The 19,315-nt window shown below is 43.4% G+C and carries 12 protein-coding genes; 2 read left to right on the top strand and 10 right to left on the bottom strand.

The window, feature by feature from the left end; all coding sequences use genetic code 11:
* The first annotated feature begins 9 nt into the window (after positions 1–9).
* Positions 10–867 carry a glycerophosphodiester phosphodiesterase family protein gene (locus GFS24_RS22690; protein ID WP_153663566.1) on the top strand — a complete coding sequence of 286 codons (858 nt, stop codon included), beginning with the start codon at positions 10–12 and terminating at the stop codon, positions 865–867.
* 2 nt (positions 868–869) lie between these two features.
* Complete coding sequence (locus GFS24_RS22685; protein WP_253906559.1) at positions 870–1,493, top strand: pyridoxamine 5'-phosphate oxidase family protein; 624 nt, start codon at positions 870–872, stop codon at positions 1,491–1,493.
* Between the two features lie 42 nt (positions 1,494–1,535).
* Here the strand turns inward: GFS24_RS22685 and GFS24_RS22680 are convergent, their stop codons facing one another.
* The 10 genes from GFS24_RS22680 to GFS24_RS22635 form a co-directional block, all read right to left on the bottom strand.
* The gene (locus tag GFS24_RS22680; RefSeq protein WP_153663564.1) at positions 1,536–2,951 is read right to left on the bottom strand and encodes a Gfo/Idh/MocA family oxidoreductase; all 1,416 of its coding nucleotides are present in this window, start codon (positions 2,949–2,951) and stop codon (positions 1,536–1,538) included.
* A gap of 65 nt (positions 2,952–3,016) precedes the next feature.
* On the bottom strand, positions 3,017–4,342 hold the full coding sequence (locus GFS24_RS22675) for a triacylglycerol lipase (protein ID WP_153663562.1): 1,326 nt from the start codon (positions 4,340–4,342) through the stop codon (positions 3,017–3,019).
* 132 nt (positions 4,343–4,474) lie between these two features.
* Positions 4,475–6,049 carry a hypothetical protein gene (locus GFS24_RS22670; RefSeq protein WP_153663560.1) on the bottom strand — a complete coding sequence of 525 codons (1,575 nt, stop codon included), beginning with the start codon at positions 6,047–6,049 and terminating at the stop codon, positions 4,475–4,477.
* A gap of 83 nt (positions 6,050–6,132) precedes the next feature.
* Positions 6,133–6,570, bottom strand: a complete 438-nt coding sequence (locus tag GFS24_RS22665; protein ID WP_153663558.1) for a hypothetical protein — start codon at positions 6,568–6,570, stop codon at positions 6,133–6,135.
* 150 nt (positions 6,571–6,720) lie between these two features.
* Entirely contained in the window at positions 6,721–8,253 is a 1,533-nt protein-coding gene (locus tag GFS24_RS22660; protein WP_153663556.1) for a DUF5689 domain-containing protein, read from the bottom strand.
* A 27-nt stretch (positions 8,254–8,280) separates the two neighbouring features.
* Positions 8,281–9,804, bottom strand: a complete 1,524-nt coding sequence (locus GFS24_RS22655) for a SusD/RagB family nutrient-binding outer membrane lipoprotein (RefSeq protein ID WP_153663554.1) — start codon at positions 9,802–9,804, stop codon at positions 8,281–8,283.
* 11 nt (positions 9,805–9,815) lie between these two features.
* Positions 9,816–13,049, bottom strand: coding sequence for a SusC/RagA family TonB-linked outer membrane protein (locus tag GFS24_RS22650; protein ID WP_153663552.1), 3,234 nt, complete (start codon positions 13,047–13,049; stop codon positions 9,816–9,818).
* A gap of 620 nt (positions 13,050–13,669) precedes the next feature.
* Complete coding sequence (locus GFS24_RS22645) at positions 13,670–16,186, bottom strand: hypothetical protein (RefSeq protein ID WP_153663550.1); 2,517 nt, start codon at positions 16,184–16,186, stop codon at positions 13,670–13,672.
* 142 nt (positions 16,187–16,328) lie between these two features.
* On the bottom strand, positions 16,329–18,290 hold the full coding sequence (locus tag GFS24_RS22640) for a carboxy terminal-processing peptidase (protein ID WP_153663548.1): 1,962 nt from the start codon (positions 18,288–18,290) through the stop codon (positions 16,329–16,331).
* Complete coding sequence (locus tag GFS24_RS22635) at positions 18,287–19,306, bottom strand: TlpA disulfide reductase family protein (RefSeq protein ID WP_153663546.1); 1,020 nt, start codon at positions 19,304–19,306, stop codon at positions 18,287–18,289. Before GFS24_RS22635 ends, GFS24_RS22640 begins: the two co-directional genes overlap by 4 nt.
* Positions 19,307–19,315: the final 9 nt, after the last annotated feature.

Below are 19,315 nucleotides of genomic sequence, written 5' to 3'. Positions count from 1 at the left end.
TACACCCGTATGTTCAGAAAAGTATTAGTTGCAGCGTTGTTGCAGGTGGCAGGAGTTTCCATCGTGTGCGCACAGGAAACAGCACGTTTTAAAGAGATCAATAAAGCATTTTTATCACCGAATTCAAAAACAGTGTTGATTGCATCTCACCGCGGTACACACAATGATTTCCCGGAGAATTCTATGGCCGCATTCAAAAGAGGTATAGAATTAGGTATAGATGTACTTGAGCTGGATGTACGCCACACAAAAGATGATTCATTGGTGGTGATGCATGATGGATCTGTGGACAGAACAACAAATGGCACCGGTAAAGTATCCGATCTTACTTTTGAAGAAGTAAGGAAACTGCGCCTGAAATTCAATGGTAAACTGACAGATGAACAAGTGCCTACACTGGAAGAAGCACTGCGCCTGGCAAAAGGAAAGATCCTGGTAGACCTGGATATCAAAACACCCCGTGTTCCGCAGATCATGAAAGTGGTGGACAGAACACAAACCGTTAACACTACCATGTTCTTCTTAGGCCGTGGCGAATATGCCAAAATGGTAAAAGAACAAAACGCCGGCATCAGAACACTGGTAAGAACACACCGTGCCGCAGATATTGACAGCCTCTTTGCAATTACCAAAACAGAAGCGGTACATATAGACCCTTCTCACAACACCGTAGAAGTAACTTCTAAAATTAAGAAGAACGGCGGTCGCGTATGGATCAATGCACTTGGCGAAACAGACAAAAAAGCTGCTGCCGGTGATCTGGAAGCTTATGGAGAGTTACTGAAGAATGGTGCCAATATGGTACAAACTGATTACCCAGCCTTACTGATGAAATATTTAAAAAGCAAGAATTTATATTATAATTAAACATGAAATCGCCGGTATATACCGGCGATTTTCATTTACAGCTGTTGCATACTGGCATGGTTTTCACACCTTTTATTAAAAAGCAAACCATGGACAGTATAAACCGGCAACAGCCAGAAAAGAATCATGAAGATCTGCGGGGCCATCCGGCTATTGATAAACTGAAAACGTTAACAGAGAAATCTGAAAGCTGTTTCTTCTGTACCAGGATCATAACAGGCCAGCAGTTCTCTACACGCCCTATGGCTGTATTAAAAACAGATGATGACGGAACCTGTTGGTTCCTTAGCCCGAAAGACAGTGATAAAAATCTTCATATAGCAACAGATCCTGCAGTACAACTGTTGTTTAAAGGCAGCGATCACTCAGATTTCATGACGTTATATGGAGAGGCTTCTATCAGTGACGACAAAGAGATGATAAAGGAACTCTGGAACCCGCTCATTAAAACATGGTTCACAGAAGGCATAGATGATCCCCGCATTTCAGTGATCCGGTTCATTCCTTCAGAAGGTTATTACTGGGACACCAAACATGGGCAGATTGTAGCGTTTGCGAAACAGATCGTAGGGGCTATCACTGGTAAAACACTAGACGATTCAATAGAAGGGAAATTAAACGTATAAAAAAAAGAGACAGTCAAACGACTGTCTCTTTTTGTTTTATTTCTACACCTTATAATACTGCTCCCAGCCTTTACGCGGCGGAGGGCCAACAAGCAATTCATTGGCATGTTTATTATTGGTGACGATCTTTTTCTCTCTGTCAAACTCAATCTTACTACCTGTCCATTGTGCCATTACACCCAGGCAGAACATCTGGCTTAAAGGACCGGCAATAGCAAATGGTGAGCGGGTTTGCTCCTGACCTTTACAAGCCAGCAGGAAGTTCTTGAAGTGATTGGAAGGACTTGGCGGTACTTCAGGTAATTTACCAGCCATTTCTTTTGCTTTCTCTTCAGGAATGATAGACAGCGTACTGCCATGTGATCCTCCTTTAAAAGTCAGCTCCTTGCTGTAAATGATCTTACCCGGATTCAGCTTGGCTGGTTTAATAGCACCTGTGCTTGGCGGCGGAATATTAGGATCCAGGCCGGACACACCATATCCTGCTGGTATTGGTGGCAGGTTATCTACGCCATCATACCACTTCACTTCCAATGGCGGCATATCACCGCGTTTCGGGAATTTAAAGGATAAAGTAGTGGATGTAGGATAGAAGAGATCATTGTGGCCGGTTAATAACACCGGGTTTACCTCGTAAGGTAAGCCGAGGTCCAGGAACTGATGTACCGTGTCCAATGTATGCGCGCCCCAGTCTCCCAAAGCACCCATACCAAAGTCAAACCAGCAGCGCCATTGGCCGTTCACAAAATCTTTATTATAAGTATGCCCTTGCGTTGCCATCTGCCATATATTCCAGTCTAATGTTTCCGGAGTAGGCTCTGTTGCAGGGAAAGATTTCATATTAGTATCCCATCCATGCCAGCGGCGTGGAGAGTTCATATGCGCAGTAACGGCTGTTACATCTTTGATGATACCAGCCTCTTTCCATGCTTTGAACTGGAAATAATTGGCTTCAGAATGTCCCTGATTGCCCATTTGTGTTACCACTTTAGGATATTTCTTCGCCGCTTTCATCATCAGTTCCACTTCATTGAATGTACGGGCCATTGGTTTCTCTACATATACATGTATACCAAGTCCCATCGCCATCATTGTAATAGGAAAGTGGGAAAAGTCAGGAACACCGATAGATACGGCCTCGATCTTCTTGCCCATTTTATCAAACATCTGCCTGAAATCCTGGAATCTCGGCACATCAGGGAACTGCTTTAAAGTATCCAGCGTATGCGGTGCACCCATGTCTACGTCACAAAACGCAACGATATTAGCCAGGCCCGTTTTATATAATGCCTGTATAATTTCTCCGCCGCGGTTTCCGATGCCGATGCAAGCCAGGTTCACTTTTTCACCTGCCCTGAGCGGTTTGCCATTTGCCATCAATATGCCGGGTGCAGCAACTGCCGCAGACGCCAGCATAGCCTGTTTCAAGAATGATCTTCTTGAATAGTCATTATTCATACGTGTAATTATTTTATGTATTAACATTCCAAAATACATAAATAATTTACAGAATCATATGAATTTTACTCGAGCGTACTCAACAGCTGTGCAACGTTTGCATAAAATGGCCTTACAGAGAAGAAATAACCGATCCCGATCACGTCAAAATGGTCATACCCGTTATAGACGCCCACATGGTTCCATACCCCCTTTTCCAGCGGAACGGCAGGATTGTAAGGCCTGATAGCGCTGCTGGCCGGACCACTCATCCCATATGTATTGGCAGCTCCGTCATTTGGCCACCATTTTGAGTCTATCACTATTTTACCCGGCACATTACGGGTATAATTACCCAGGCCCATAAATATCGGTGTGGGATAAGCAATGGGCATTAACACCGGAGACATATCCAGGCGGGGATATTCCCAACCCGTGAGCAGCCCCCTCACAGAAGCTTTGGTAGTGATCGAAAAATAGTACACATTCCTGGAATCCGGTTCTGCAGCCTGCGTTTGCACGGCCGCTTCCGGTGTAACATCATGCCCGGAATAATCATCCGTGCTCCAGATATCACTGTCCTCTACCCTTTGGGCATAAGCATTCCAGCTTTCTCCGGGTTGTTGTTCCAGGCCCCACTGCTCCAGGCTGAAATCGTAGATCTTTTCAATTCCCGGAACAATCCCTGCCAGCGAAGCTACTGAAGTCACCAGCTTGCGTACAAAAGGAATATTGCCATCCAGTAATAAATAAGAAAGCGTTGCGCCATTATGTGGTGTGCTGATAGTGGTAACAGAAGTTACCCAGCCCGTTTTATCTCCGTTAAAAATGGCAGCATGTGCAGGATCTGATCTTTCTTCAGCACTTCCTTTTTCCAGCAATGTTACCAGCTTACGCACCGTAATACCTCCCATGCTATGCCCCAGCAAATGCACGGGATGTTCGGCATCCCATTCCGGATAAACGCCCGGAAAATAACGTTGCCTTTTTTGCGCGTGCCCGAATTGACTGCTGTGGAATTTTCCATAATCCACATAGCCTCCTTTAATATAATAATACAATTCCACTGCCCTATCCCAGTTACTGCTTACCGGGCCTACTTTTGCAGCAAACGCAGGAAACCCGTTATCAGTGAGGTATTGCGGAATATTATCTATCCCTCCCCAATAATGATAAAGCCCCAGCATTTCGCCAGGCCCAAAGCCCCCGAGGCCATGCACCATAATAATTGGAATGTTCCCGCTACTGCTGCGTTGCATAGCACCGCGCCCTGCAGGTAATGGAATAGCCTTGTCCAAAGGAGTGACCGGCTCAATAGCCAGTTCCTCTTTCTGCGCAACAGGAACAGTTTCCTTTTTACAGGCAATAGCTAACAGGCATAATAAAACAATGAGGTAATTTTTCACAAGCATTGATGAAAGTTTTGGAGGAGGGCAATATAGAATATTTATTAGTTGTCCTAACGCTAATCAATTGTTAATGAAAATAAAAAAGGACCGTCCTATCAAGAACAATCCCTTCCTTTATAGTTAATAAAATACTACTCAAATGTCAATCTTTACCTGATCTGCCTTTTGCGCCATCAGCTCAGCAATGCGTTTATCTTCTTTCTGCTGGTAAAGCTTGTTGATGATGTATCCTTCCACCAGGTTGAGTGGTATAGGATTATAATGAACGGCCGGACCTGGCATAAATAACTTGTATTCTCTTGTCATATAAACAGGGAGGGAGATGTTTTCTGCTTTTAGACCAGGCAATACTGTATTCATCAAAAAACTAAAGGTGCTATCTGTTTTAACTGCATAATCCTTCCTGCTTTTTAATCCTGTTAACTTCAACGACCCGGCATCCTGCATATGGTTACCAAGAAGTATTTTTCTTGCCTGTAAAGCCTCCGGGTATGATGAAAAAGATAATACAGTGATAGCGTCAGGATATTCTAATTGATGTATATTATAGTAAGTATTTATTTCATCTTTGCCTGCTTTAAATTTATCTTCTTTATACTTTGCATAGACCATGCTGTTTCTAGCCATCTTCTGGGATGTTAAAAAGTTAACATCGCTGGCTAGCCCCTTTTTTTCTGCCAGATCATATAAATAATCCTTACAAGTCATGTCAAAGAGGATGGAATATAATTGATCAACAGCGTTGATCTTTTTGCGAAGAGGTAAATATCTATAAGCATCATAAAGTTCAGAAACATTCTTTCTTAAAATATTTCCTTCTATTGTATACTTCACAAGCGACCAGGATGTGTCAATAGGAGTGTTATAATCGCAAATATTATCCCGGTTAAAGTCAATCAGTTGCAGATACTTAAATAACTGGGAGATATTCAGGCTATCATATTCAATATTCAGTTCCCGCTCAATTTTTCTGAACAGCTCACCTTCTTTTCTGCCTGATTTATAATATGTTATAACTTTTCGGATATTGTTTTTGCAACTATCAAATACAGGCTGTTGATTACTATTAATGCTATCGATTCTGAAAACAACCAGGCCCTTGCCCGTTACTGCAGCGTGTGAGATTTCTCCGGTTTCCATATCCCAAAGCTCATCTGCTCCAAGAAATGAAACCGGCCAGATCAAAGTTGCCTGTATCCCTTCATGATTGATCAGAGAATCAAACCGGGATTGTACTGTAGCAGGGTTAATAACAGCATAGCTGATGATATACTTTTTCTTTCGCTTATTATATCCTTCTACCACCTCTTCGTCAGAAACGCTGACCGTTGTTAAACTTTTTAAAAGCGCACCTGATCTTTGCGTTAAAATAGCTTCTCCTGTATGTTTGATAAATTTATTAATGCGTTCATCACTGAAATAAGCATTTTTATATGCATCCGCCAACAGATACATTTTCATTATAAACCTTTTCTTCCAGGCTTCTACTGAATCAACACCAGGCAGTCCTTTATACTTATCCCTGAATTCATTGACGTAGCCATTGTAATAATAATTATACTCACCAGCAGATAATCTAAAATCGCCTATCTGAACTACAAACCTTTCAAGTTCTGATCCGGTGTTTTGTGCGGACAACTTTAACGAATAAGAAAAAAATAAAGAAGAGCAAAGTATAAGGGTCCTGACAAGATCAATAATGGGCTTCATTTGAAGGATAAGAATGTTTGAAATGAAATAAAAATCAGCATTCTGACACAAGACTACTGGCATCAGAATGCTGATGGAGGTTATCAAGGACACATAGAATCGAATCTATAATATATCTCAATTTCTGCACCTGCCATCTCTCCGGGAGGAGCAGTTATATAGCCATCTATATACAAAGTGCCCGCCCTAACTTCATATCCACAACCAAAAGTTCCATCAAAGTCCCCAGCTTCCAGGACTCCAGCATAAAATTCTGAGGCATAAGCAAATACAGACCACTCACCAAAGTTTTGATATCCTCTTCCTTCTACTGATGCCTCAATTTGCGCCTCGGCTATGCCGGTAGCTAAAACATTTACTTCAAGCGTCATGTATTTAGCAGAGTACAGAAGGTCATCACTGCTATGATGTATAAATTTAGCTCCCTCTCCCTGTGATCTGATCTCCTCATAGTAACGCTGTTGCGCCATGCTAAAATGGCCAATCATCATTAACGATAAAATCGCAATTAATCTTTTCATAAAATGTTTTTAGTGGTAAACAATGTTTCGAATTTAATCTTTTACATCTCACTTTATTTATATGCTACCGTTAGTTAACAGTAAGTTAATTAGCAAAAAAAAAGGTTACTCTATACAGAGTAACCCTTTTATGATGATAGATAGAGAAAATTATTGCTTGAGTACGAAAGCCCCTATTCCTTCAATGTCAGTGATAGGAGACGTTTTTTCCAGTGTAATATAGTTTTGCGTCCTGGCTTTTGTCCATTTTGCTAATGGGATGCTATACTCACCGCCCAGCAGGTAAAAATAACCCTGGTCTGCTGTGAGATAAGGAACGAACATCGTATTGGTACCCGCTCTGTAATAAGGCTGATCTTCCAGTGTGATGGGGTTCTTGATATCATACCAGTCAGAATTCGGAATTTTATACCCTTGAGGTTGTGGTGTTGGCGTATACAAACTACCGCCGCCATTCACAAACATCGCATCCACCGGTTTGGAATCAACGGTGATATTGATACCTTCAAATATAGCTACACCTGTAGCATTACCACTGTTGGCAAACAAACCGCCGGTTTTAAGTCCAAAGCCATCTCCGTCTGTAGTGGTGTAATTGAGTCCTCTTATCCACTTAGTGGCAGGGATCGCAGTAGATCCTGAACCATTGATCATTCTGCCCGTGCCGCCTACATAGAAGAAAGACCCTTTTGCAACCGTACCTGTTGTGATGTTGATCTTATAGGTACGTTGCTGCCCTGTAGCCCATCCCTGAGCAGGATAACCTGAAGGAATAGCAGCGTTGGGGTTGGTGGTGGCCACCATGGCGTAAGGCGTTACAGCAAAGTTGATATCCTTTGTAGCCATAAACTGCACATACTCATAGTTACCATCTCCTCCTTTTACATCCGTCATAAGACCGGTGATAACAACAGACGGGATATCTATAACAGCGCTCAGTATTTTAACATCCGTAGATTTGCGCAGGCGGAAATCTACTCCAAGTGAATCTGCTTTAGGCGTGATTTTAGTATAAACGATCCCATAATAATTAGCCATGATGGGAAGGCTGGTGTTTGCAAATTCAGCATCTGCGTCTGATACCAGCGGAATATTAGCGAAACCGTCATTCAGCGTTTTGACGCCGCTGAACACATCTCCGGGAACAGGTAAGGGATCAAAACCACCTTTCACAATAACACCCAAAGTACTTTCATATTTCCCGGGGTTAGCCAATATTAAATGGGCTGGTACCCTTGGTGCAGGAATGGCATTTCCGGAAGACACTTTCTTAATGTCTTTTGTAGTAACACCGGTGATCTGCATCATGCCATCCACTCTCTTCACTACTTTACCTTCCATTTCAATGATCACGGAATCACCTGAGGTATAATTAGCAGCATCCGCACCCAGTGGTATGGCAATCCCACGCAATTCATTCAAACGGCGTTTATCCTGCACGATCAGAAAACCTTCCGGCATGTTACCACCAGAAAAATCTGATATCACCATCGCGGAAAGTTTGGTAGAACCAAGCATGTTCTCTTTGCTAAGCGTAAGGTCAGTACCCTTGTACATACCTCTTACATCGTATATAGCTATATAAGGACTTATCTCTCCTCCCGGGTAGTTGCCGTATTTTTCGCATCCCATGAACAAGGACAATGACAGCAAAAAGAAGGAATATATTGTTATATTTTTCATTGTTCTTTTTTTGATAATTAACAACTATTACGGTTTTTGCCACCACACCTGTGTAGAGATCTGGTCAGGCCCCTGTGCAGCTACAGCCAATTTATAATTTGTAGGGTTGGTAGATTGCACCAGCACCGGATAGGTCATCCTTGCAGGCATTACACCACCATTCCTTAAACCTCCGCCCTTAGGCAATACAGGGTGACCAGTACGGCGATATTCAAACCATTGTTGCAGATCTTCCATGAAAAGTGCATAGTATTTCTGCAAATGGATCCGCTCCATTTTGGCATCATCCGATAAACCCTCTTCCCATTCAACATCACCACCTGCCAGGAAGGCCTGGATATCCAGGTTCCATGTTGGTAACCACATTTTAATGCTTTCCCGGGCACCCGCATTATAAAAGGTGGCGGGAGAACCGTTGATCCATTTCTTTAAAGATGCCTCCGCCAAAATAAATTTCACTTCCGCTGTATTCATTATCATCCCCGCTAACGGTTCCGTCTGCATAGAAACAGCAGAGGTATTGGATGTGAAATAGGCTTTTTTAGGTGGATTCTCTCCTGCTGCATAACCACTTGGAATACCCAGGTATGCTCCGGAAGCTGGCGCTATGCCCCATCTGTTAAAAGTACCATTGCCCCAGGGAACGGGTATGCTGATCCGCGGATCATTCCAGGCCACCAGGTTATCAATAAAGAAACTCGCTATTCCCGGTGTTCTGAAATCCTGTTCCCTTACACCGCCCACAAAAGGCGAAACAAGCAGGCCCGCACCCGTCCATCTCAGAATAGCAGAATGACTGCTGTCCGTCATGATCGGAAAAGTACTCGCCCTGGTATCTACCATATCTTTGATCTTTGCAATGGCCATCGGAGCTATCTCCGCTTTACCGGAAACCCGCATCAGCAACCTTAATTGCAGGGAATTGCAGAATCTGCGCCAAAGGCTCACATTTCCATTAAAAACCGGATCGGAACTTCCGTCGATGGCAGTATTGGTTGTCAGCAAAAGATTAGCAGTATCCAGCATCTTAAAGAGACCCATGTAGATATCTTTCTGCGCATCAAACTTAGGTTCGGTGATACTATCTGTCTTTGCCTTGTTTGATTCAGAAAAAGGTACATCCCCATAAGTATCCGTGAGCATAGAATAGATCCATGCCTGGCAAACCAGGGAGATCCCCGTGTAAGACCTGTTGTAATAGATACCGGAATCGCTGGCTATCTTATAGATATCCTTAAAATTGGTTAATTGAAGATACCAGCCGTTATACAGATAATCTGACCAGCTGGCGCGGTAATCATACCTGAAAACTTTTCCTTCTGCATCACTCGCATCCACCGTTACCTGCATCAGCTCGTTATTAAAGTTGCGGTTCCGCAGCATATTATAAGTGAGGGTCCTTACCAGCGCAGGCCTCAAAAGCTGCTGCGGCAAAGCCTCCGGAGAAGCATTGGGATTGGTATTGATCTCCGTAAAATCTTTAGTACAGGATGTAACGAACATACCTAGTATCAATACAGCACCTGTGATCTGATATATAATCTTCTTCATTGTTTTTCTGATTAGAAGCCAAGAACTAAGTTAAATCCGAATGAACGGGTAGATGGGAATTGAGCTGTCTCAAAACCTTGTACGATCCCTCCCGTATCACTAATTGTACCGAATTCAGGGTCAAACATTGGCCATGGAGACCAGATGAACAGGTTACGGCCATAAAACCCAAGCACCGCCTTTTGCAGACCCAGCCTTTTAATAAGCTTAGGGCTGAAACCATATTCCACGCGCGCTTCCCTGAATTTGATAAAGTCTGTAGAGAAAGTACTTCCCTCTGCATTATCTGCTCCGTAATGTGAACGGTAATACTCATCTATATCTGTAGCAATCGTCGTATTCTTTACAAACTTCCCGCTTCCGTCATCCACAACACCATTACCGATCATACCACTATATCTTCCCGGCAGCGTGATCTTTGTTTTACCTTGTTCTGCCAGTTTATAGTTCATTAAAGAATGTGCAACAGCACCGTACTGACCATCGAACAGGAAAGTAAAGCGGAATTGTTTATACTGGAATTCATTCGTCCAGCCCAATTTCCATTTAGGGCTTGTATTGCCGAGGTACACAATACCTTCGGTAATTTTTGCAAAACCTGTTGTTGCATCATAGATGATCTGGCCGTCCGGAGCACGCTGATAACCTCTTCCATACATATCACCCATGCTTCCGCCAACGGTTGCTACAATAGCGCCACCGGCGATAGGGCCCGTTCTGAGTACAATGAAACTATCCGGGAGGGATTTGATATGGTTACGGTTAGCAGAGAATACCACATTTGTGTTCCATTTGAAATCTTTGGTTTGTACCGGTGTACCGTTTAAACCAACTTCTATTCCCCTGTTATTTACTACGCCGGCATTGATAACAGCTTCAGGGTAACCAGAGGCCGGATCAAGCTTACGCCTGATGATCTGGTTTTTAGTATTGCCTGTATAAATAGCCAGGTCAAGACCCAAACGGTTTTTAAACATTTTCAATACAGCACCTGCTTCATACGTAACTGTTTTGAGTGGCACCAGGTTACCATTGGCCAATAAGGTGGGGTTGGCTAATTCTCCGTCAGATCCTATAACAGGGTCATAATAGTAAGAGGTAAAGTAAGGTTCCGTTCCCCCGCTACCAACACCTGCTACAGAAAACCGCAGTTTCGCAAAATCTATAGATGAAGGTAATTTTACTACTTCAGACACAATGAAACTCGTGTTCATAGATGGATAGAAGAATCCTGCATTTTCTGTACGCTCTGGTGTGGCAAGCACACTATTCCAGTCCTGACGGGCAGTAAGATCTAAGTAAAGGAAGTTCTTATATCCGGCAGAGATCAATCCATAAAAGCTGTTGATCGCGTATTTACTTCTTCTGGGTATAGTGATCAATGGCCCTGCACTATTGGCAAAGGAGAAAATGCCCGGGATCACGAGTGAATCCGCACGTGTTTCATCCTTATTATAATTATTCCTCAGCGCACTTCCTCCTCCTGTAACAGAGAATTCAAAATCACCTACCTTCTTATTATATCTCAACAGGAAATCTGTACTGCGTTCCATAGAGAAAATGTTCTGCGTACGGTAACTACCAAATGGCAGTTTTGCGCCGGCATCAAAAGGACGGCTTTGCGCACGTTGCTCATATCCAAAATCTACAGAAGTCCTTACCAGGAGGCTTAACTCTTTCGTAAAATTATAGGTTGCCTGCACATTACCTGTAATACCATTACGGTCTGAGGCATTGAGGAACTCATGAGAAATAGCGTAAGGATTCTCAGGGAAACTGCTGAAAGGATATTTGATCGTTTTGCCTTCCAGTCCTTTTGCCCAATAATTCCTTAACCAATCCGGATCTGCATTGGGTTGCCAGAAGATATACCAGTACATAATAGACTGGTTACCATATCCTGCACCCGGCAGATTATCACTGGTCTTATTGGTGTAATTTATTTTTGAAGAGATCTGGAGTTTATCATTCACTTTGGAATTCACAGAAAGAGATACCGTATTACGGCCATAACCTGTATTAGGTAATATCCATTTGTTAGCCACATTGGTGAAGGAGAAACGCGCAGTGGTCTTATCTGTACCACCATCCACGCTCACTGTATTAGTTAATGTTCCTGCAGTAGTGAAGAACTTATTGATCTTATCAGTATAAGGTACCCAGGGCGTTCTTTCTTTACCCACAGTCTGTGTTACCGGATCATACTGGAAGAACTTACGGTCTTTATCAAACCTTGGTCCGTAAGCAGAACTGGTACCGCTGGTACTCGCACCATCCGCTGTAGCGCCGAAGGAATAATAATCCATTCCTTCCGTTCCCTGTCCATATTCATATTGCAGGTCAGGCCAGCGGTTCACCGTTTCCAAAGAACCATTGGAACTGAAAGTAACACCCAGCCCTTTCCTTTTACTGCTGCCTGATTTTGTAGTAATGATCAATGCACCATTCGCACCACGCTGACCATATAACGCAGATGCGCCCGGTCCTTTTAACACCGTGATGGATTCAATATCCTCAGGGTTAATGTCATTTAAGCCACTGCCATAATCCGCAGGCATGTTATCACTGCTGGTACCATAAGCAGATTCTCCAGTAATAGCAGTACGGCGACCGCTACCCTGGTTAATTACCACACCATCCACAACAATGAGTGCTTCATCATTACCATCCAGGTTATTCTCTCCACGGAGAACGATCCTGTTGGAACCGGTAGGGCCACTGTTAGATCTGATCAGGTTCACACCGGCTATCTTACCGGACAATGCATCCGTCCAGTTATTAGATAACGCATCTGTTAACTGCTCCCCTTTTACAACGGTGGCAGAGTAACCCAGCGCTTTTTCATCCCGTTTAATACCAAGTGCCGTTACAACAACCTCACCCAATGCTTTAGGATCTGGCAACATTTGTACGTTCATTACCTCAGTGGCCTTTACAGTAACCACATGACTGATATAACCGATAAAAGAAAAAGTAACCTTTGTGCCTGCGGCAGAAACAGTAAGGGTATAGTTACCGTTCTTATCTGTAACAGTTCCTTTGTTGCCGTCTCCGGACTTAATATTCACGCCAATTAAAGCTTGTCCGTTCTCATCGGTCACCTTACCACGTATAACAATATCCTCCGCAAGCTTTGCAGGGGACCTGTACATTGAAGCGGTGGATTCCTTTTCGGTAGTCTTACCAATTGCCATGCCATGGACACACAATTGCAGACCAGTAATAATTAGGAAAAAATGTTTCATTCACAATGTATTTAATGTAATTATAACCTTGCTTAGTCAGGTAAACAGATTTCAGTTGATTACTTTTTTCTTGCGCAAAAGTAAATAAGCCTTACATATCCTAATATTAAGCTTATATTATGTTTAAGATACTTTCAGGAAAATGATATACGCGCCGGTTGGCTTTAGTTGTGTTGCAAAGCAACATCGCTGTTCATGGTATTGATGATTTTGGTTTTAGTTCAAACGTGAAATAAACAACGCAGACCTCCGGCCATGCCTGATCTAAAAAACGGTATTAAAGTTTTCGGTGACGCCACCGACAGCCTGTTGAAAAAATCCTGGCTTATGAAACACTTGGTTTCGTGGAACTTATTATCATCAAAAAAGGGACAATGCTAAAGTAGAGAAAAAACGAAATTAAACAAAATTAAATTAGAGGTAATTAATCGTAACCAAATATGAAACACTATGAAAGAAAGGAAACACGAGGAGATAAACTGATATAAAATATTATCTATCAATTGTTTTACAAAGTAATAAAAAACAAAATGCCCTGAAAAAGGAGCTATTTCAGGAAGAAAATGAAACTTATATAACTCAAAATAATTGACCGGGTATTGGCATATCTGCAGATTTGGTTAGAATATCCGCACGGTTTGACGCCTTGTATTATTAGTAATAGCCCATAATATATTATTACCTGCCCGTGCTGCCGGAACATTCACCACCTGCTCAGCCAGTATATAACTTTCAAACCCCGCCACCTTGCTGAATTCGATCTGTATATTTTTGCCTGCATAAGGCAACAGGTCAAAAGTATACATCGTCCAGGCCGCAGCTTTTTCACTGGGCATGCCGGACTTTGCATAACCGGCAAAATTATTCAGCCTGCCTTTATTGGAACGTAACACCATAACCGTATCCCCGTTTATCTTAACTGCCGGAGTTTCCGGGCGGCCTATCACCAGCAGATCACATCTGCCTTTAATAGTTGCAGGCACTGTTACCTGCACCACACCATTATTAATAGTGAACGGAATGGGGGCTATCTCTTTTTTCAAACCTGCAGATGTACCCCTCTCCAACTCAATAGCCATGGTAGCATATCCCGGCAATTCAATCTCTATATTTTTGCCGGAAGTAAAAGTAACCGGGTAGGTATCCTGGTACGGAAAAACAACGCTCCCTTTATATGATTGCCCGGCAAGGCCCTTAAAGCCGGCAGACTGATCAAAAGGAATGATCAGTTTCTGCGTGGTTGCCTGTGTATTTCTTGCCACCAGCACCCCTTTCTCCCCATCCCAGCCAATATAACCATAAGCATTTCCTTCATCCGGCCGGCCACCGACAAATACGGTATTGGTCAATGCCGCCAGGTGTTTTTTCGCCCAACCGTCTACTGTACACAATGCCTTCCAGTCCTCCGGCTTCATCACAGAAGGAGAAATATACCATTCCTTCAGCAAGGTACCCCTGCCATAATGCATCAATACATACTCTGCCCAATCCTGTATATTATCCTCTTTACTTTCCATCATGCCGCGGCTGTTCTTAATAATGCCATGCGTCATTAATCTGGATATGGGTACTAAAGGCCGGTCTGCAGGATTACCAAACATGCGCCAAATATAAGTATCCCTGTCCGTAGAAGCCATAGCCCTGGTAGAGATCTCCGGCCAGTTACCATTTGTTCCGTCATCCCCTGCCAGCATCCATAAATAATCGCTGTACATTAACCACCAGGGAGAGAACCATACCCAGTTAGTGAGGTTTTGATAAATAGCGGGATTCATTTTCCGGGTAGCGGTGAGTATTTCAATCGCAGCATCCAAAGTGGCTTCATGGCCATGCCTGTCTGTAGCAGGATGGTTATTCCCTTCATCCATATCGCTCAGTACATTGAAGTCGTGTTTATAATACAATGCATTCACCTGTTTAGCGATAGCAGGTATTTTTTGCAGCACTTCTGTTTTATATTTTGTGGCAGATAAACTGTAGTTCCTGCCATACTGGGAAAAATATTTATTCCGTTTTGCTTCTTTATAACCATTCTCCAGCCCCCAGTCTATATTATTGGTATAACCATTTAAAGAAAGCCATAAACCGAAACCAACTCCTTCATGGCTGAGTTTATCACTTAATACCTTCACATCCGCATAGCCATTGGGGAAATATTTGGGAGAAGGTTCCCAGATAGATTTCCTTTCCTGCCAGCCATCATCTGCTACCATTGCATCCATCTTTACACCATATGGTGTGATAGCCGTTTTAAATGCACGCCATATATTAAGCAATCCATCTCCTTTAAGATCTTTTGCCTCTGGCTCAAACCAGTTATTAAAATGAAGAAAAGAGCGGGGTGCTTTCCACATCGTAGTCATGTAATGCATGAATGCAGTAGGCGCCGTTTCCCTTTCCTGCACTACGCCCATCATCGCAGTTTTACTTTCTATCTGAAAATTAGGCAATGTGTAACCCGGGAAATGCATTAAACGGGTTAATCCTTTTTGCGCATGGGGTTCTATATCCCTGCCATCCAGATCTATGTAACTGTAGTTACCTACCTTTTCATAATACCGGCTGTAATCCTTTGGTGTATTGCCATCCGTATGCCTGCTGTAACCTGCAGGATATTCCAGGCCAGTGAACCACTGGTTATTGATAAATACGGGCTCTCCCCTGCCGCCGCCTTCTGCTGTTTGTGTTTGGTCTGTTACAAAACGTTCCACTTCCAGCCTGTCCACCGTAGCCATTTTATCATATATCAGTGTAATTGTTTTACGCGTGTAAGGCTGTCCTTTAACGAGATAATATTTGATCCGCAGCAATGCTGGAATAGCATCTGCTTTTATGACGGGTGTATATGTAATAACAATAAAACTGGTATCCTTACTGGTAGATACAGCAGGTTTCCCCTGCACCCGGAAATCTGTAATGGAATAAGTTTTATCACCCGTCATAGGCAGGATGTTCAACTCTTCACTTTTCACGGGCAAACGTTTATCTCCTTTTATATTGGAGAACTCCGTAGTGCGCCAGACCTTCCCGTCAAACGATAATGTTCTTTTGATCTGATCATTCTTCAAAACGATCTGTTGTGCATGCAAGAGAGAAGGAACGGCCATTAAAGCCGCCAGTATAGTGCGCTTCATCATAAACAATAAAGATGTACCGTAAATTATAACTTTCAGGGGGGATGGGGGATACTATTTTGCTCTTTCTTAACTGTATTTAAACACTAAAGGAGATAGCCATCACTGACTATCTCCTTTCCATTATTCACAGATGGTTACTGGGTCAATGAGCTACCTTCAGCGCCTGATCTATATAAATATCTGCAGCAATCCTTTCCAGCCATTTTTCATACGACACACCGGATGCCTTGGCCACCGGCCGAACATCCATTTTCTTTCCTGCTTCCAGCTGCTGGATCGTTTCGTTCTGTTTTGCTATTTTCCTTCTTTTTAAAAACTCCGCTTTGTATTCCGGCAACGGCATACCCGCACTGGTTTTATCCAGGTAAGTTTCCAGCCAGGTATTATTATCTGCGATCACTTTAAAAACAGGATCAGCTGCGAGCACCGGTACCTGCTTGTTTTCCTTCGCCTTATAATCTGCTTCTGAGATCCTGTCCCATCCTAATGCCGAAGGTTTATCCCCTTCGCGGATCTTTAATGTTTCATACAGATCCGGTAATACGATATCCGGAATTACCCCTTTCAATTGAGTCGAACCTCCATTGATGCGATAGAATTTCTGGATCGTTAATTTCACCGCGCCATATTTCTCTTCTGTAAATGGGATGGTTGTCTGAACCGTACCTTTACCGAAAGTGGTGCTCCCGATAATAATGCCACGTCCATAATCCTGTATGGCGGCAGCAAAGATCTCTGAAGCGGAGGCACTCAGTTCATTCACCATCACCGTGAGCGGCCCGCTGTATAACGCTTCAGGCTGATCACTCTTCAACACCTGCCCCTGATCCGGCCCCATCCTGACCTGCACTACAGGTCCTTTACCAATGAACAAGCCCAGCATTTTTATTACCTGCGTCAGGGAACCGCCCCCATTGTTCCGCAGATCAATAATGATGCTGTTTACATTTTCTGCTTTCAGTTTGGTTACTTCTTTGGCAACGTCATCTGCACAATGTGCACCATCTGCATGCGTAAAATCATCATAAAAAACAGGGAGGTAAATGTAACCGGTCTTCTTACCATCTTTCCATATCACGGCACTTCTCGCTAACGTTTCTTCCGGTTTTATTTCTTCGCGTACCAGCGGAACAGTGATCAACCGGCCATCCGTTTTGCGGCAACCGATCCGTACTGTGGTTCCTTTATCTCCCCGGATAAGTTGTACCACATCACTAAGCCCCATACCCACAACATCCGTCATCGCGCCATCGGTTCCCTGCCCTACTTTTACGATCTGGTCATTCACCGCCAGTTGGCCACTTTTCCAGGAAGGGCTTCCTGCATCAACACCTGCAATAGTTACGGTTCCATCCACATCTTTCAGTTGTGCACCGATACCAAAAAAGCGGTTGGCCATAGACTGGTCAAAAGCCTTTTTATCTAAAGGAGGAAAATAGTCCGAATGTGGATCAACATAATGTGTGATCACATTCACATAACCGGTAAACAGTTTGTCTTCATTAAAAGATCTGAACCGCGCCAGCATCCGCTCATGTTGTTTCAGGATGATCTCCCTGGCCATTTGCTCCAACTGCGCGTCCTTTTTGCCCGGATTGTTTTCCTGCAGCTCTATCATTTTTTCCAGCGTAATGCGCTTCAGGTAATTCCTCCACCTGTTCACACGCTCGGATTGGTCTTTCGGAAAGCCCGTCACCTCCATTCCAATACTGTCCTTTTTTGAAAACGTAAAAGGTTTGGAAAGCAACTGCTGATAGATAACCGCCGTTTCCTCATACCGTTTTGCATACAGTTGTGTGATCTCCGGGAAGAACTTCAGGGAATCACCGTGCATTTCATTATCCAGGTAATTCTGGTAAGCTTTCAGCTGATCAATATCCGCCTGCAGGAAAATGCATTTCCGTATATCAATGGCATTGATATATGTATTCCACACTTCCCGGGAAAAGGCATCATTGATCACCGGGGTGAGATAATGTTTCTGTTCCAGCATGGCGCCTACCATGTTCAGTAATTTCTTTCTTTCCGCGGTTGGATCATTGTCTGCCTTCCAGGCAAACAGAACGAAACATACCAGCACCCCGGCTATTGATCTTTTCATCATAAATTATATTTACCCAGTATCTTCCGCAATGTAGCTTCTTCCTGCAAGCCTACGATTGTTTCCAGCAACTTCCCTTCTTTGTCCAGCAGGAACATATTGGGATATCCAACTACGCCATATTGATCAGGCATCGTTTTATCGTAATCCCAAAGTTCCGTCCAGGTAGCGCCATCATCTTTAATGGCTTTGCGCCATAATGCTTCGTTTGCTTTGGCATCAATAGAGATGCTCACTATTTCAAACCCCTTCGGCTGCAATTCCTTATACAGCTTCACAAGGGAAGGCATCATCTGCCGGCAAAAACCACAGTTATGGTACCAGAAATCCACCAGCACATATTTCCCTTTAAAGGAAGCCAGCGAAACCATATCCCCTTTCAGATCCTGCAAAGTAAATGGCGGAACAGGCGCACCCACTTCCATTTTGAGCATACCCTTGTAATAGCCTGCTATCAATTGATAACTGGGGTCTGCGGAAAATGTTTTCATCGCTTCCAGGAAATGAGCCAGGTTGCCGGGCGTTTCCTTTCTGTACGTAGACAGCAAGGCAACTAACCCGGCATAGGTGTTATTACTCCTTACCCATTTACCTGTAACTTTCGCCTTAGCGCGCTCCACACTATCAATTGCGGCTGACCATTTGCGTTTTTCAAATCCGGTTGCTTTCATGGAACTATCCAGCAATGAAGCAACAGCTGTACGGTAAGATGCCGTTAGATCACGCAGCTCCTGGTACTTCTTATTATTAGTGGTACCCCCAACTGTATAATTTCCCTTTTTAATCGTTACCGTAATTTCACCTTCTTCCAGGATCACACTGGCCGGAATACTGCCGGGTAACCCGATCAATCCCAGCACCGGCTGTTTCACTTTCCCACGGAACGTGAACCGGCCATCCTTAATGGTGATGGTATCTTTGGTGATACGGTCATTTAGTATAACGGTCCCTTCTTTCACATCACACGTTCCTTTTATTACATAATCTGCAAAAGCGGAAGCGGGCAGTAATAATGCCATGAATAATAG

This window comes from Chitinophaga sp. SYP-B3965, from assembly GCF_009647655.1.
Classification (GTDB): domain Bacteria; phylum Bacteroidota; class Bacteroidia; order Chitinophagales; family Chitinophagaceae; genus Chitinophaga.
This window is presented reverse-complemented; position numbering and strand designations above follow the sequence as displayed.